This window comes from Roseicyclus marinus (genome assembly GCF_036322625.1).
In the GTDB taxonomy this organism is placed as follows: Bacteria; Pseudomonadota; Alphaproteobacteria; order Rhodobacterales; family Rhodobacteraceae; genus Roseicyclus; species Roseicyclus marinus_A.
The window spans coordinates 2,544,331-2,556,951 of the sequence record NZ_AP027266.1 but is presented as its reverse complement, the minus strand read 5'-3'; the positions used below and the strand labels follow the sequence as shown (position 1 = coordinate 2,556,951).

Below are 12,621 nucleotides of genomic sequence, written 5' to 3'. Positions count from 1 at the left end.
GGCCGCGATGCGCATGAACGAGGTGACATTCGACGACAGCCGCCCGGTGGATGGCTATGGGCCGGGGTTTTTCCGCGTGGGCGGAGAGATCGTGGAGGGGGCGGTGATCATCCTGCCCTCGGGCGTGACGGTTTGGGGCGGATATGGCGATGTGGCGCGGCTGGTCGCGGCGGCAGGCGAGATCGACGTGATCTTTGTCGGCACGGGGGCCGAGATCGCGCAGATCCCGCGCGAGCTGCGGGCCGCGCTGGAGGCGGCGGGGCTGGGGGTCGAGATCGCGGCGAGCCCTGCGGCCTGCCGGACGTATAACGTGCTCTTGTCCGAGGGGCGGCGCGTGGGGTTGGCGGCGCTGCCGGTTTGAGGGGGCGGTTGGTGTGTCGGGTTTGGTGGGGGCGGTGCGCCGTGACAGGCGTTTGAGAATTGGGGTGGTGCGCCTGAAGGCGCACCCTACGGATGCCATCTCACGCGTATCGGCAGGTGGAGGGGGCTTGCCTTGAGTTTTTTGGCCAAGATGAAGGGGAGGGCGCGCATCGACCTTGATGCGGGGTTAGAGCATGTCGCGCAAAAGTGGGAACCGGTTTTGCGCTCCCCGGACATGCGACATCAAAAGGTTGGAGTGCGGCGCGTGACTGCGAATGAACGCGGGCGGGCTCTAACGGGGGAGTTGGCCTGTCGGAAGGGCAAGGCCGCCCAGGATCATCACCCGCAATTCGCGTTCGAGCTTGCGCCGGATGGCTTCGGCGAAATCGTCATGGGTTGCGGCATATTCGACGAAGGCGCCGGGGCCGCGGATGACCTCGGTCAGGAAATACTCCTCGATCCCGCGCGAGGCGCCGCCGATGGCCAGCGCGTTGACGGTGATGCCCTCGAAGGGGAAATGTTCGTAAGCCGCCGCCGGGTCGAAGCCGTCGTTGTTCATCCCGTCGCCCGAGATGTCGATGGTCTGGAAGAGGCAGGGCGGCGCGCTGGCGAAATGGCCTGCCGCATATCCCAGCGCGTAGCCGAGTGCGGTGGGGAAATCCTGGTGGCGGCGCTGTTGGCGGGCGACGCGTTCGGCGATGCGGGTCAGATCCGCCTCGGAGGTGACGAGGGTCCAGTCGAGGACCAGGTCCTGCTGGAAGCGGCCCGACCATTCGAAGATCGAGAGCGCCACGGGTCCCGGGCCGTTGAGGAAGGCCTCCACGATCTCGGGGGCGATGAGGGCCGCGGCGAGGCCCGAGGTCTGCTGGACGTATTCGGACGGATCGACCGAGGCCGAGACATCGACGCCCAGCAAAAGCGCAAGGCGGCACTGGTCCTGCGCCACGGCGGGGCCCGCCATGGCCAGCGCAAGCGCCAATGCCGCCCCGCGGATCACCAATGGCCCGTGTTGGGCATGGAGGCCCAGGGCTCGGCCGGGGCGAGCGCCTCGCCCTCTTGCAGCAATTCGATCGAGACATTGTCGGGCGAGCGGACGAAGGCCATGTAGCCGTCGCGCGGCGGGCGGTTGATGGTCACGCCATTGTCCATCAGGTGCTGGCAGACCGCGTAGATATCGCCCACCCGGTAGGCGAGATGGCCGAAATGGCGGCTGTCGGACGGCAGGCCGTCATCGCCATCCCAGTTCCAGGTCAGTTCGACCGGGCATTCGGGTTGGCCCGGAGGGGCCATGAAGACCAGCGTGAAGCGGCCCTTGTCATTGTCGGTGCGGCGCGTTTCCTCGAGCCCGAGCAGGCGGTAGAAGGCCATCGACGCCTCCAGATCCTTTACCCGGACCATCGTGTGCAGGTATTTGAGCGTCATGTTTCCTCGTCCCTTTCGTCGTGGTTGGGCACAGTCTAACGCGGGGCCGCGCGGGTGACAGCCCCGGGGGGCGGTAAATTTCCTGTGGGTAAATGCACCGCCGGTTGCCCCCTTTATCTTGCGGCATGGCGGGTCGGTGATGCAAGATGTAGGGGTTCGCCCCGCAAGAGACCCCAGACAGGAAGGAGTGGCCCCATGCCCCTCACCCAAGAAGCCCAGGCCGAGATCGACGCCGCCCGCGCCAGCGCGCGCCCCACGCTGCGCGCCGTCAGCGAGGGCATGGAGGCGCAGCTTTACACCGCCCATCCGGTTCTGGATCACGGGTTCGTCCGGGTGATCGACTACATGGGCGATGACAGCGCCATCGTGCAGGCCGCCCGCGTCAGCTACGGGGCGGGCACCAAGCATGTGTCGAATGACGAGGGGCTGATCCGCTACCTGATGCGGCATTGGCATTCGACGCCGTTCGAGATGTGCGAGGTCAAGTTCCACGTCAAATTGCCGGTTTTCGTGGCGCGGCAATGGATCCGGCACCGGACGGCCAATGTGAACGAATATTCGGCGCGGTATTCGATCCTGGACCGGGAATTCTACATCCCCGAGCCGGGTCAGCTGGCGGCGCAATCGACGGTGAACAACCAGGGCCGGGGGGCGGTGCTGGAAGGGGCGGAGGCCGCCCGGGTGCTCGAGATGCTCAAGGGCGATGCGATGCGGGCCTATGACCATTACGAGGCGATGCTGTCACAAGACGGCCAGCAGGGGCTGGCGCGCGAATTGGCGCGGATGAACCTGCCCGCCAATGTCTACACGCAATGGTATTGGAAGACCGATCTGCACAACCTGTTCCATTTCCTGCGGCTGAGGGCCGATGCCCATGCGCAGTATGAAATCCGGGTCTATGCGGAATTGATGTGCAAGCTGGTGGCCGATTGGGTGCCGCTGGCCTATGCGGCATTCGCCGATTACCGGATGGGCGGCGTGTCGGTCAGCGCCAAGGGGGTCGAGGTGATCCGGCGGCGCCTGGCGGGGGAGGCCGTGACGCAGGAGACATCGGGCATGAGCAAGGGGGAATGGCGGGAGTTCGTGGAGGTGTTTGGGTGAGGGGTGTCAATTGAACCCAAGTAGCTCAGAAATGGGTTCCATAAGCGGAACAGGTGTCTTGTTTAGCGGTTCGTAGGGTTTTGCTGTGCGTATTTCAGGACAAGAGCTGATTTCAAGAAACACCGCCGCAGCGCATTTCCGGCTGATGGCTTTCGCTGCAACCATGTTTGCAGTGGGATGCTTTGACTTGAACGATGAAAGCTGGAGCTTGGGCTTACGCGACTTGACGCCCGATCAGGTCTGGTGGGTTGCCGTTGGACTTCTGATTTACGCATTTGCATCTTATGCGCTGCACCTCTTTGGCGATTTGATTTTTTTCTTCAACTGGGTCTCAGAGGGTAAAATAGTCGACAGCGGTTGGGATACCGTGGGAGACCGGATTTCAGTATTTGACGTGTGGAAGAGAAGTGCCGAGCAAGCGGCCCACGCGGAGCAAAAGCTTGTGGGAAATTTATCGGGCACATGTGATGCGCCTGCCGATGTAAAGGCCCTTGAAGAGGCTGCTCAGCAGTTTCTTAGTGCAACGCAGAGTTTGAAAAGGGCCTTCTCCGACGTTCACAAGGGCTATCGGCGCATTTCACGGGCAGGCTATGCGATAGTCGGTTTTTGGTATGTTTTAACTCCAATAGTGGCGATTGGTTTGGCCACTCGTTATTTCATTTTGTTACCGTAGGGTGGGTGCAACCCACCATGGTGGGCAAAATGCCCACCCTACATCCCCGCCCGGGCCGAACAGCGTCGGCAGGACGCCGGACCATCGCCGACCCGCCCCCCGGGGCGGCAATTTGGTGACGCGGGCGCGCGGGTCAGGGGGCTTCCGGGTTTGGCGCCATAAAGCGCGCGGTCCGGGCGTCGGATCGTCGCCCCGCGGGTCGGCGATGGGTCGGGGGGCTTGTGGGGGGCGTGTGGTGGGGCGTTTGGTGGGTTTCACCCACCCTACCGGATGGCAGGCGTAGGGTGGGGTTCTACCCCACCATGGTGGGCAAAATGCCCACCCTACGGGGCGGGTGGTGCGCCTGAAGGCGCACCCTACCCTTCGGGATGAGAGCGGGGGTTTTGCGGGGCGCGTGGGGCCGCGAAACGGGAAAGGTGCGCCGGGGGGCGCACCCTCTGTCTGTCTTGGGGAAATACCCGGCCTCAGCCGATCTTTTGCAACTCCACCGCCGATTCGCGGCCGTCGCGGCCGGCGCGCAGCTCGTAGCTGAGCTTGGTGTTGTCGGGCAGGTCGGTCATGCCGGCGCGCTCGACAGCGGAGATGTGGACGAACACGTCCTTTCCGCCATCATCGGGGGCGATGAAGCCGAACCCCTTGGTGGTGTTGAACCATTTCACGGTGCCAGTGGGCATCGGTCTGTCTTTCCTTCTCAAGTCCACAGGAGCCCGGGGGGTACATCCGCCCGGGCGCGGAGACAGGATACGCGTCTTGCACCTCCCCCCCACATGGGAAAGCATGGCGTGCGTTATGTAAAAAACAAGCGGCGCGGGCGGGGGCGGGGGGCTGTCCCGGCCGGTTTTCGCGCAGGGCGTGTGGGCCTGCGCCGCGGATGCTGAAAAAGAGGGCGGAATGAAGATCTATGGGCTGAAGACCTGCGATACCTGCCGGGCGGCGGTGAAGGCCTTGGCGGGGCAGGGGGCGGTTTTGGTGGATATCCGGGCCGAGCCGCTCGATCCCGCGACGCGGGCAAGGTTCCTGGCGGAATTCGGGGAGGCGCTGGTCAATCGCCGCTCGACCACGTGGAAGGGCCTGTCCGAGGCCGAGCGCGCGGGCGCGCCCGAGGATCTTCTGGCGGCCCATCCCGCGCTGATGAAGCGGCCCGTGATCGCGGCGGGGGGTAAGCTTTACCTTGGCTGGGATGCGGGTGTCAGGGCGGCGCTGGGCGTCTGACGGCGGGCAAGCCAGGCGTCGAGCGACAGGGGGCCTGCGCCCTTCAGCACCAGGAGGATCAGGGGAAAGACCCAGAAGGCGCGGATGTCGATCAGCCCATCGGCGTGGCGGTCGAAGAATTGGCCAAGTGCCGCGCCATGGCCGGTCACGTCGACCCATGTCTGGACGAGGACAAAGCCCGTCATGCCAAGCGCTGCGAGCCGCGTGAACAGCCCCACGGCGATCAGGATCGGCAGAAGAAATTCGCTCCAGGTGCCCAACAGGACCACGCTGCGCGCCAGCGGGCCGAGCGCCGAGGGGTCATAGCCCACGGCCTCGACCGCGCGGGGCAGGATCTGGACATAGGCGCCCGGCTCGAGCCGGAAGAGGCCCGTGAACCCCTCGCCCAGCTTGGTCAGGCCCGCGTTCCAGTAATAGAGAAACAGCGCGGCCACGAAGAGAAACCGCGCGAGCGTCGGCAGAAGCACCGGGGCGAGATGGGTTTCGAGCGCGGTGAAGATGCGGGCATGGAGCGCGACAAGTCTCTGCATGGGAGGCGGTCCTTTCGGGGGGCGTCAGGCGTCGAGGGTCAACGCGCCGGAGGTGAAGAAAAGCGTGAGCAGCGCCGCGATATCGGCTTTGGGGTGATCGGCCAGCGTGCGGGTCATCGCCTCGGAGAGGGTCAGCCGCCCCTTGAGCGCGCGGGCGAGCGTCAGGCCGCCCGGCGGCAGGAGATGCGGGACCGGGTCGAAGCGACGCCGCGCGATCAGCACATCCTGCGGTTCCGTAGGTGGCTGGGGCGCATCGGGATCGGTGTTGAACCGCCAGATCCCGTGGACCGGGTGGCGGGAAGACAGGACGAGCGTGGCAGGGGCCAGCCGGGGGCGCTGTGCCAGAACCGTGGCAGGCTCCATGCCGCCCGTGTCGAGGGGCGCGGCATCGGCGGCGTGGTAGGATTGGCGCAGCCCCAGGTCGAGGCGCGCGACATCGGGCAGATAGGCCAGGTGCGCCACGGGGCCGAAGCGGGCGAGAAAGCCGGGAAAGGATGTGCCGTAAAGCGCAAGGCGGGGATCGGTGGGGGGATTGGCGCGCAGGTAGACGCCTGCCATCGCCTTGAAGAATTCATCCCCCACGAGTTTGCGCACGGTGGGAAAGCCGGTTTCCAGCGCCTCGGTCAGGGAAACGGCGACATTGTTGCGGTAGACATCGAAGCGTTTGCCCGCAGGCCCGCCGAAGGGGTTCACCAGCCCCTCGGGCGTGAGGCACGCAGGATCGAGAATGGCCGCGGCAAAGCCTGACTGGTGGGTCATCTGGCCGCCCCCACCGGGGTCAGGATGGCGGCTGCGCGGGCGGCCTCGGCCATCAGTTCGGGGAGGGGGGGCACGTCATTGTCCCATTCGATGAGCGTGGGGCGGGGGCCGCCCTGCGCGATCACATGGGCGTAGAGCGTCCAGACCGGATCGACCACGGCGCGGCCATGGCTGTCGATCAGAAGCGGGCGACCGTGGTCATCGGTATCCTCGTCATGGCCGCCGAGGTGGATTTCGCCCACGGCATCGAGCGGGAAGGCGTCGATATAGGCGCGCGCATCCCACCCCTGGTTCGTGGCCGAGACGAAGACATTGTTGACGTCAAGGAGGAGGCCGCAGCCGGTGCGCCGCGCGATCTCGGACAGGAATGTCACCTCGTCCATCGTGCTGTCGGCAAAGGCGAGATAGGTGGAGGGGTTCTCAAGCAGCATGCGGCGGCCCAACGCCTCTTGCACCGCGTCGATATGGTCGCAGACGCGGGCCAGTGTGGCGGATGTGTAGGGCAGGGGCAGAAGATCGTTCAGAAAGCCCGCATCATGCGTCGACCAGGCGAGATGTTCGGAGAAACTGGCGGGTTGCAGCCAGTCGCAGAGGTGGGCGAGGCGGGCGAGATGGTCGGCATCGAGCGGCCCTTCGCCGCCGATCGACAGGCCCACGCCATGGACCGAGACGGGGAAATGGTCCGCCAGGGCGCGCAGTTGCGCGAGCGGGCGGCCGCCTGCGCCCAGGTAATTCTCGGCATGGATTTCCAGCCATGCGACGGGGCCGGGATCGGCCATCAGCCCGGTGAAATGCTGCGCCTTGTAGCCGATGCCTGCAGCGACGGGCAGGGTGCGGGGGCGGAGGTGTCGAGCATGGTTTGCCTGTGATCCGTGAGGGGGGATCCCGCGGTTCCGGCCGCGGGATCCGGGAGAGCGAGGTGTTATGCGGGCAGGTCGCGGTCGAGCGCTTCGAGGGAGCCCATCCGGCCGCCTTCGACTTCCATCGTGGCGCAGGTGCCTGCGGGCACGAAGGTCCAGGCGTTGCCCTGGAAATCGACGGTCGAGGTGCCGGCGCAGGTCGTGCCGGGGCCAGCGGCGCAATCATTCTCGCCGGCAAGCGAGATGCCGTAGCATTTTTCCTGCTCCTGGGCCTGGGCCTCGGTCATGCCGGTGGCGGTGACGGCGGCGGCGACGGCCCCCAGCAGGGCGAAGGATTTGGTTGCGGTGGTCATTGTGAAAAGGCTCCCGATTTTCGGTTCACTTGTGATTGCATTACGGCCGCCGTTCGACCGGCGGACAAGCTGACCTTGCGCAGGCAGAGCGATCACGCGCCAATCACGGCCCCGTTGCCCACGCAGCCGTGAGAGGGCGCGAGACCTGCGTGATCAGGGCGCCCTTAAAAAAGTAAATGAAAACAGCGCGTTGTGATCTGGCATGGCGCGGATCGGCGCAATTTTCACGTGGCAGTCACGGGATTGGCTGCGCGATTGTTTCAAGCGATGGCCATGGCGGGCCATCACGGGGCGCTCAGGTGATGCGGCGGGCGAGGGCCGGAAAGGCCAGCATCAGGAGGGCAAGGCAGCCAAAGGCCACGGCAAGGCTGCTGATCTCGGCCACGAATCCGACCAGCGCCGGACCAAGCAAGATGCCCGCATAGCCCGTGGTGGTCACAGCCGCGACGGCAAGACCCGGGGCCATGCCCGGTTGCCGCGCCGCGAGGCTGAAGACCACGGGCACGAGATTGGCGCAGCCAAGCCCGATCAGGACAAAGCCCAGCAAGGCAACCCAGGTCATGCCGGGGGCAAGCGTCAGGGCGATGCCCGCGATGGCCGTGAGCCCGCCGAGGATCAGGACAAGCCTTTGGCCCAGGGCGGCCACGATCCTGTCGCCCGTCAGCCGCGCGATGGTCATCGCGACCGAGAACAGCATGTAGCCAAGGCCCGCGCCTGCAGGCTCCATCAGGTTGCGCGCCACGATCAGGAGCGCGCCCCAGTCGAGCACCGCACCCTCCACCAGGAAGGTGATCGCGGCCAGAAGCGCCAGGAGAAGAACCGGACCGCGCGGCAGCGCCAGTTTCGGCGGCTCGCCCGCCGCCCGGCGCAGGAAGCGTGGTGTCGCCACGGCCATCATCGCCAATGCCAGCGCGCTGGCCGCCAGCCCTGCCGCAAGCGGTGTCGCCCCGATCCAGAGCAGCGCGGTGACGCCCCCCGCGCCAAGGATGCCGCCGACGCTCCACATCGCGTGAAAGCCCGACATCATGGGCCGCGCGGCGCGGGTTTCGACCTCGGCTGCGTGGACGTTCATGGCGACATCGATGGTGCCAAGCGCCGCGCCGAAAAACGCGAGCGCCACGGCCAGAACCGGCACCGAGGGCGCGAGGACCAGCAGCGGCAGGAGCGCCACCAGGCCATAGCCCCCCAGAAGGATCATGGGCCGTGCCCCCATCCGCGCGCTGAGATAGCCGGTCAGGGGCATGGCCACGATGGACCCGAGCCCGAGGCAGAGAAGCAGAAGGCCGAAGACCCCTTCGGTCGCGCCGACCTGTGTCTTGGCGAAAGGGATGAGCGGGGCCCAGGAGGCCATGACGAAACCCGCCGCCAGAAAGGCCAGCCGCGTGGCCAACGCTGCGCGGGGGAGCGGGGTTGTGTGGGGGGGCATGGGGGCGGCTTTCGTGCTGGCCTGCGGCGGGGCGGCTTACTCGAAGCTTTCGCCGGGGTCGACGCCCCAGATGCCGCTGACCTCGACCCAGCCGCGAAAGCCCGCAACCTCCATCTCGCACCAATCGCCGTGGCATTCGCGCAAGCTGCCGATCACGCCGCGTTCGGCCTCGGCCCGGATCATCGAGCTTGTGTCGGGGCGTTGGTAGAGGGGCAGGCGCGCGGCCTCGACGATGGCGGTGCGTTCGCCCGACAGAAGCGTGTAATGGACCCAGCCGCCCACCCCGTCGCGGTCGACCACGCGCCGCCAATGGCCATGTTCGGCCACGATCATCACGGGCATGTCGCGGCGCTGGAACACCCAGTCGATGCGGTGGCTGCGCGAGGGGCCGCGCCTTGCATTCGCCTCGGCCGCCTTGATCGAGACGTAGCGCGGGAGGGGAAAGCCCGTGACCGGACCCACGGTTGGGTCATGCGGTGCCGAGGCGGGGGCGGGATCGGCTGCGGCCAGCGCAAGGGCCGTTTCGAGGGCGGGTGCCGCGTTGGTATCGGGGGCGGGTGCCGTCGCCTGGGGCGCGGGCGTGTCGGCCGGCGCAAGGCCGAGAGGGCGCGGGACGGGGGTGATCTGCGGCACCTCGGCCATGGCGGCGCTGCCGATCGCAAGGATCACGGCCATGCCTGCGACCCGAAGGCCACGCCGGTTCATCGTCTTGCGCATCCCGCCTGTCCTGCCCTTGCCTGTCCGGGCTGCCGCCCGGTCTGTCTGCCCGTCTGCCGCCCCTTGTCGGTCGGGGCGTGTTTTTTCCCGGTGCGTCGGAACGCCCGAGCCGGGGCTGCGGCGGCCCTGCCGCTTGCGCGCCCGGTTCGGACCTGAGAGTGTCACGTCAAACGCCCGAATGCCAGAAGAGGGAAGGGTCCGATGCCAGCTCAGCGGTTGAGTGTTGTCGTGACGCGACGGTTGCCCGAGATCGTCGAGACGCGGATGACCGAATTGTTCGATGTCCGCCTGCGCGAGGAAGACACGCCGATGTCGCGCGCCGATCTGGTGGCCGCGATGGCGCAGGCCGATGTGGTGGTGCCCTGCATCGCCGACCGGATCGACGGCACGATGCTGGCGCAGGCCGGCGACAGGTTGAAACTGATCGCCAATTACGGGGCGGGGGTCGACCACATCGACGTGGCGACCGCGCGCCAGCGGGGCGTCCTGGTGTCGAACACGCCGGGCGTGATGACCGATGACACGGCCGACATGGCGATGGCGCTGATCCTGGCCGTTCTGCGCCGCCTGCCCGAGGGGATGGCGGTGATGCAATCGGGCAATTGGGACGGCTGGGCGCCCACCGCCTTCATGGGGGGGCGCGTCGCGGGCAAGAGGCTCGGCATCCTGGGGATGGGGCGGATCGGTCAGGCGGTCGCGCGGCGGGCCCATGCCTTTGGCATGCAGGTGCACTACCACAACCGTCGCAGGCTGCATCCCGATACCGAAGCGGCGCTGGAGGCGACGTGGTGGGAAAGCCTCGACCAGATGATTTCCCGGATGGATGTGATCAGCGTGAATTGTCCGCACACGCCCTCGACCTTTCACCTGATGAATGCGCGCCGGCTCAAGCTGATGAAGCCGCAGGCGGTGATCGTGAACACCTCGCGCGGGGAGGTCATCGACGAGAATGCGCTGACGCGGATGCTGCGCGCGGGCGAGATCGCGGGGGCGGGGCTCGACGTGTTCGAGAAGGGCCGCGAGGTGAACCCGCGCCTGCGCGAATTGCCCAACGTCGTGCTTTTGCCGCATATGGGATCGGCCACGCGCGAGGGGCGGATCGAGATGGGCGAGAAGGTGATCATCAACATCAAGACCTTCGCCGACGGGCACAGGCCGCCGGATCTGGTGGTGCCGAGCATGTTGTGAGGGGGGATGGCTGTAACGATTACTGCGCGAATTTGGGAAGTTGCGGATGCTTTGACGGCGGGAGCAACAAATCCAGCGTCACGGGCGGATGTCGTGGCAGCCTGCGTGGCTGAGGGTATCAACAAGTCGACGGCCAACACGCAATACGGCCATTGGAAGCGCAAACGATTTCCCGACCTGCGAAAGGTCACAACCTCGACCGTGGCATTGATCGGCGAATCCTCCCTCCAGATCCGACCTGATCGAGACTGGTCATACTTGCTGCGCCGTGGCTTCGAGTATGTCGGCGATTTCAAGTTGGATGAGGAGGGCAAGCCGGTATTGGACGAAACCCCGCCTTCACGTCCCGGTGTTTACGCCATCGTACGCGACCAGAGCGTGGTCTATATCGGAATAAGCAACCGAACCTTGAGAGCCCGCATGAACGACTACCGGCGTGGTCACGAAAGGCAGCGGACATCCAGCCGAATAAATGCCCAGTTGCGAGGGGAACTTATGAAAGGCGTTCGGCTTCGCCTTTTATGCGCTACACCTGAAGCGTCGACTTGGAACGGTTTACCTGTGAACACGTCAGCGGGGCTCGAACTTGGTCTGATTTCCTTCCTGAAACCTGAATGGAACATGCAGGGGCGCGGTTAGTGTCAGACAGCTGAACGGTCCCACGCCCGGAACAGCCGCGCCAGCGGCCCGGGCAGCGGATGGCCGCCCCCCGGCCAGCCGCTTTGGTGACGCCAGCGCGCGGATCGAGGTCATCCGGATGTGGCGCGATAAAGGGAAGACCCCTGATGGCGCAGCGGCAGTCCGCGGCCACCCGCCGCCCTCCGGTGGTCTGGTCCGTGCCTTTCGTCCACCCCCACCCCTTGCCACCATCCCCACCCCTTGCCACGACCCCCGCCCCATGCCACCCATCCCCCCATGACCCATGACTTTCTCATCATCGGCGGTGGCATTGCGGGGCTGTCGGCGGGTGCGCATCTGGCCGCGCTGGGCAAGGTTTTGCTGCTGGAGGCGGAACCCGCGCTCGCCTATCACGCCTCGGGCCGGTCGGCCGCGCTATACGAGGCGCAATACGGAAAACCCACCACCATCGCGCTCAACCTCGCCTCCCGCGCGGATCACGAGACGCTGGATGGCGGGGTCCTCAGCCCGCGGGGCCTGATGCTTCTGGCCGGTCCGGGCGAGGAGGATCTTTTTGCCCATGACGCAGGCCAGATGGGGCTCGAGGTGATTTCCCCCGCCGAGGCGGCGGCGCTGGTTCCCGCCCTGAACCCGCAGGCCATCACGGGCGCGGCGGTCCATGACGATGCCTGGGACATCGATACAGACCGGCTGATCCAGCATTACGCGCGGGTCATCCGCAGCCATGGCGGCAGGGTCCAGACCGGCGCATCCGTCACCGCCATCACCCGCCACGCCACCGGCTGGCAGGTCACTGCCGCCGGACAGACGCATGAGGCGCGCATCCTCGTGAATGCGGCAGGGGCCTGGGCGGATGCCATCGCGGCCATGGCCGGGGTCGCGCCCATCGGGCTGACGCCGCTCCGCCGGTCGGTGGCACGCGTGCCCGCGCCCACGGGCCATGACGTGGCCCGCTGGCCCATGCTGCTGGGCGCGGGCGAACATTGGTATGCCAAACCCGATGCGGGCCAGATGATCGTGTCCCCCGCCGACGAAGACCCGGTCGAGGCCCCCCATGACGCCTGGCCCGAGGACATGCGCCTGGCCGAAGGGATCGCGAGCTACCAACATTTCGTGACCGAGGAGGTGACGCGCCTGACAGCAAGCTGGGCGGGCCTCAGGACCTTCGCCCCCGACCGCACGCTGGTTCTGGGCCCCGATCCCGAAAGCCCGGGTTTCGTCTGGGTGGCCGGGCAGGGCGGCTACGGGTTCCAGACCGCGCCTGCCGCCGCGCGTCTGGTGGCCGATCTGGTCGCGGGGCGCGCGCCGGTCCTGCCCGAAGCCATCGTCGCGGCCCTGTCGCCCGTGCGGTTCCGGTAGATGGCCGCCATGCCCCGCAGCA

General features: G+C 66.7%; 16 protein-coding genes. 7 read left to right on the top strand and 9 right to left on the bottom strand.

All coding sequences use genetic code 11. The features are described 5' to 3' along the window. Positions 1–7: 7 nt before the first annotated feature. Positions 8–361 carry an Mth938-like domain-containing protein gene (locus tag AABA51_RS12200; RefSeq protein ID WP_338272177.1) on the top strand — a complete coding sequence of 118 codons (354 nt, stop codon included), beginning with the start codon at positions 8–10 and terminating at the stop codon, positions 359–361. Between the two features lie 291 nt (positions 362–652). Here the strand turns inward: AABA51_RS12200 and AABA51_RS12195 are convergent, their stop codons facing one another. Both AABA51_RS12195 and AABA51_RS12190 read right to left on the bottom strand, forming a co-directional pair. Further along, positions 653–1,357 (bottom strand): DUF1194 domain-containing protein, encoded by a 705-nt coding sequence (locus AABA51_RS12195; protein ID WP_338272175.1) that lies wholly within the window; start codon positions 1,355–1,357, stop codon positions 653–655. After that, the gene (locus tag AABA51_RS12190) at positions 1,354–1,782 is read right to left on the bottom strand and encodes a VOC family protein (RefSeq protein WP_338272174.1); all 429 of its coding nucleotides are present in this window, start codon (positions 1,780–1,782) and stop codon (positions 1,354–1,356) included. The genes AABA51_RS12195 and AABA51_RS12190 overlap by 4 nt, the downstream gene beginning before the upstream one ends. A gap of 195 nt (positions 1,783–1,977) precedes the next feature. Here AABA51_RS12190 and thyX point away from each other — a divergent pair, with 195 nt between their 5' ends. Together thyX and AABA51_RS12180 are read left to right on the top strand one after the other, a co-directional pair. Next, the gene (gene thyX / locus AABA51_RS12185; protein WP_338272172.1) at positions 1,978–2,883 is read left to right on the top strand and encodes an FAD-dependent thymidylate synthase; all 906 of its coding nucleotides are present in this window, start codon (positions 1,978–1,980) and stop codon (positions 2,881–2,883) included. A 145-nt stretch (positions 2,884–3,028) separates the two neighbouring features. Beyond that, positions 3,029–3,556: a hypothetical protein gene (locus AABA51_RS12180; protein ID WP_338272171.1), complete on the top strand. Its 528-nt coding sequence runs from the start codon at positions 3,029–3,031 to the stop codon at positions 3,554–3,556. Between the two features lie 464 nt (positions 3,557–4,020). Here AABA51_RS12180 and AABA51_RS12175 read toward each other — a convergent pair whose 3' ends face one another. Beyond that, positions 4,021–4,230 carry a cold-shock protein gene (locus AABA51_RS12175; protein ID WP_277826700.1) on the bottom strand — a complete coding sequence of 70 codons (210 nt, stop codon included), beginning with the start codon at positions 4,228–4,230 and terminating at the stop codon, positions 4,021–4,023. A gap of 217 nt (positions 4,231–4,447) precedes the next feature. Here AABA51_RS12175 and AABA51_RS12170 point away from each other — a divergent pair, with 217 nt between their 5' ends. Continuing rightward, positions 4,448–4,768 (top strand): arsenate reductase family protein, encoded by a 321-nt coding sequence (locus AABA51_RS12170; RefSeq protein ID WP_338272170.1) that lies wholly within the window; start codon positions 4,448–4,450, stop codon positions 4,766–4,768. Here the strand turns inward: AABA51_RS12170 and AABA51_RS12165 are convergent. The 6 genes from AABA51_RS12165 to AABA51_RS12140 all read right to left on the bottom strand — a co-directional run bounded on the left by AABA51_RS12165 (position 4,723) and on the right by AABA51_RS12140 (position 9,413). Beyond that, the gene (locus tag AABA51_RS12165; protein WP_338272168.1) at positions 4,723–5,298 is read right to left on the bottom strand and encodes a DoxX family protein; all 576 of its coding nucleotides are present in this window, start codon (positions 5,296–5,298) and stop codon (positions 4,723–4,725) included. The genes AABA51_RS12170 and AABA51_RS12165 overlap by 46 nt on opposite strands. 24 nt (positions 5,299–5,322) lie before the next feature. Continuing rightward, positions 5,323–6,057: a DNA-binding domain-containing protein gene (locus AABA51_RS12160; protein ID WP_338272167.1), complete on the bottom strand. Its 735-nt coding sequence runs from the start codon at positions 6,055–6,057 to the stop codon at positions 5,323–5,325. Next, positions 6,054–6,887: a DUF692 domain-containing protein gene (locus tag AABA51_RS12155; protein ID WP_425328843.1), complete on the bottom strand. Its 834-nt coding sequence runs from the start codon at positions 6,885–6,887 to the stop codon at positions 6,054–6,056. The genes AABA51_RS12160 and AABA51_RS12155 overlap by 4 nt, the downstream gene beginning before the upstream one ends. A gap of 92 nt (positions 6,888–6,979) precedes the next feature. After that, a complete protein-coding gene (locus AABA51_RS12150; protein ID WP_338272165.1) occupies positions 6,980–7,270 on the bottom strand; it encodes a DUF2282 domain-containing protein in 291 nt (96 codons plus the stop codon). A gap of 295 nt (positions 7,271–7,565) precedes the next feature. Beyond that, positions 7,566–8,696, bottom strand: coding sequence for an MFS transporter (locus AABA51_RS12145; protein WP_338272164.1), 1,131 nt, complete (start codon positions 8,694–8,696; stop codon positions 7,566–7,568). 36 nt (positions 8,697–8,732) lie between these two features. Next, positions 8,733–9,413: an SH3 domain-containing protein gene (locus tag AABA51_RS12140; protein WP_338272163.1), complete on the bottom strand. Its 681-nt coding sequence runs from the start codon at positions 9,411–9,413 to the stop codon at positions 8,733–8,735. A gap of 201 nt (positions 9,414–9,614) precedes the next feature. Between AABA51_RS12140 and AABA51_RS12135 the strand changes: the two genes are divergently transcribed. The 3 genes from AABA51_RS12135 (at position 9,615) to AABA51_RS12125 (ending at position 12,599) form a co-directional block, all read left to right on the top strand. Continuing rightward, entirely contained in the window at positions 9,615–10,601 is a 987-nt protein-coding gene (locus AABA51_RS12135; protein ID WP_338272162.1) for a 2-hydroxyacid dehydrogenase, read from the top strand. A 6-nt stretch (positions 10,602–10,607) separates the two neighbouring features. After that, positions 10,608–11,240 (top strand): GIY-YIG nuclease family protein, encoded by a 633-nt coding sequence (locus AABA51_RS12130; protein ID WP_338272161.1) that lies wholly within the window; start codon positions 10,608–10,610, stop codon positions 11,238–11,240. Positions 11,241–11,516: 276 nt separating this feature from the next. Continuing rightward, on the top strand, positions 11,517–12,599 hold the full coding sequence (locus tag AABA51_RS12125; protein WP_338272160.1) for an NAD(P)/FAD-dependent oxidoreductase: 1,083 nt from the start codon (positions 11,517–11,519) through the stop codon (positions 12,597–12,599). The last annotated feature ends 22 nt before the right edge of the window (positions 12,600–12,621 follow it).

Bases quoted from the DNA above. Each gene is read 5' to 3' on its own strand.
- AABA51_RS12190 (WP_338272174.1), bottom strand. From the start codon at position 1,782: ATGACGCTCAAATACCTGCACACGATGGTCCGGGTAAAGGATCTGGAG.
- AABA51_RS12200 (WP_338272177.1), top strand. From the start codon at position 8: ATGCGCATGAACGAGGTGACATTCGACGACAGCCGCCCGGTGGATGGC.
- AABA51_RS12180 (WP_338272171.1), top strand. From the start codon at position 3,029: ATGGCTTTCGCTGCAACCATGTTTGCAGTGGGATGCTTTGACTTGAAC.
- thyX (WP_338272172.1), top strand. From the start codon at position 1,978: ATGCCCCTCACCCAAGAAGCCCAGGCCGAGATCGACGCCGCCCGCGCC.
- AABA51_RS12135 (WP_338272162.1), top strand. From the start codon at position 9,615: ATGCCAGCTCAGCGGTTGAGTGTTGTCGTGACGCGACGGTTGCCCGAG.
- AABA51_RS12125 (WP_338272160.1), top strand. From the start codon at position 11,517: ATGACCCATGACTTTCTCATCATCGGCGGTGGCATTGCGGGGCTGTCG.
- AABA51_RS12140 (WP_338272163.1), bottom strand. From the start codon at position 9,413: ATGCGCAAGACGATGAACCGGCGTGGCCTTCGGGTCGCAGGCATGGCC.
- AABA51_RS12170 (WP_338272170.1), top strand. From the start codon at position 4,448: ATGAAGATCTATGGGCTGAAGACCTGCGATACCTGCCGGGCGGCGGTG.
- AABA51_RS12165 (WP_338272168.1), bottom strand. From the start codon at position 5,298: ATGCAGAGACTTGTCGCGCTCCATGCCCGCATCTTCACCGCGCTCGAA.
- AABA51_RS12175 (WP_277826700.1), bottom strand. From the start codon at position 4,230: ATGCCCACTGGCACCGTGAAATGGTTCAACACCACCAAGGGGTTCGGC.
- AABA51_RS12145 (WP_338272164.1), bottom strand. From the start codon at position 8,696: ATGCCCCCCCACACAACCCCGCTCCCCCGCGCAGCGTTGGCCACGCGG.
- AABA51_RS12160 (WP_338272167.1), bottom strand. From the start codon at position 6,057: ATGACCCACCAGTCAGGCTTTGCCGCGGCCATTCTCGATCCTGCGTGC.
- AABA51_RS12130 (WP_338272161.1), top strand. From the start codon at position 10,608: ATGGCTGTAACGATTACTGCGCGAATTTGGGAAGTTGCGGATGCTTTG.
- AABA51_RS12150 (WP_338272165.1), bottom strand. From the start codon at position 7,270: ATGACCACCGCAACCAAATCCTTCGCCCTGCTGGGGGCCGTCGCCGCC.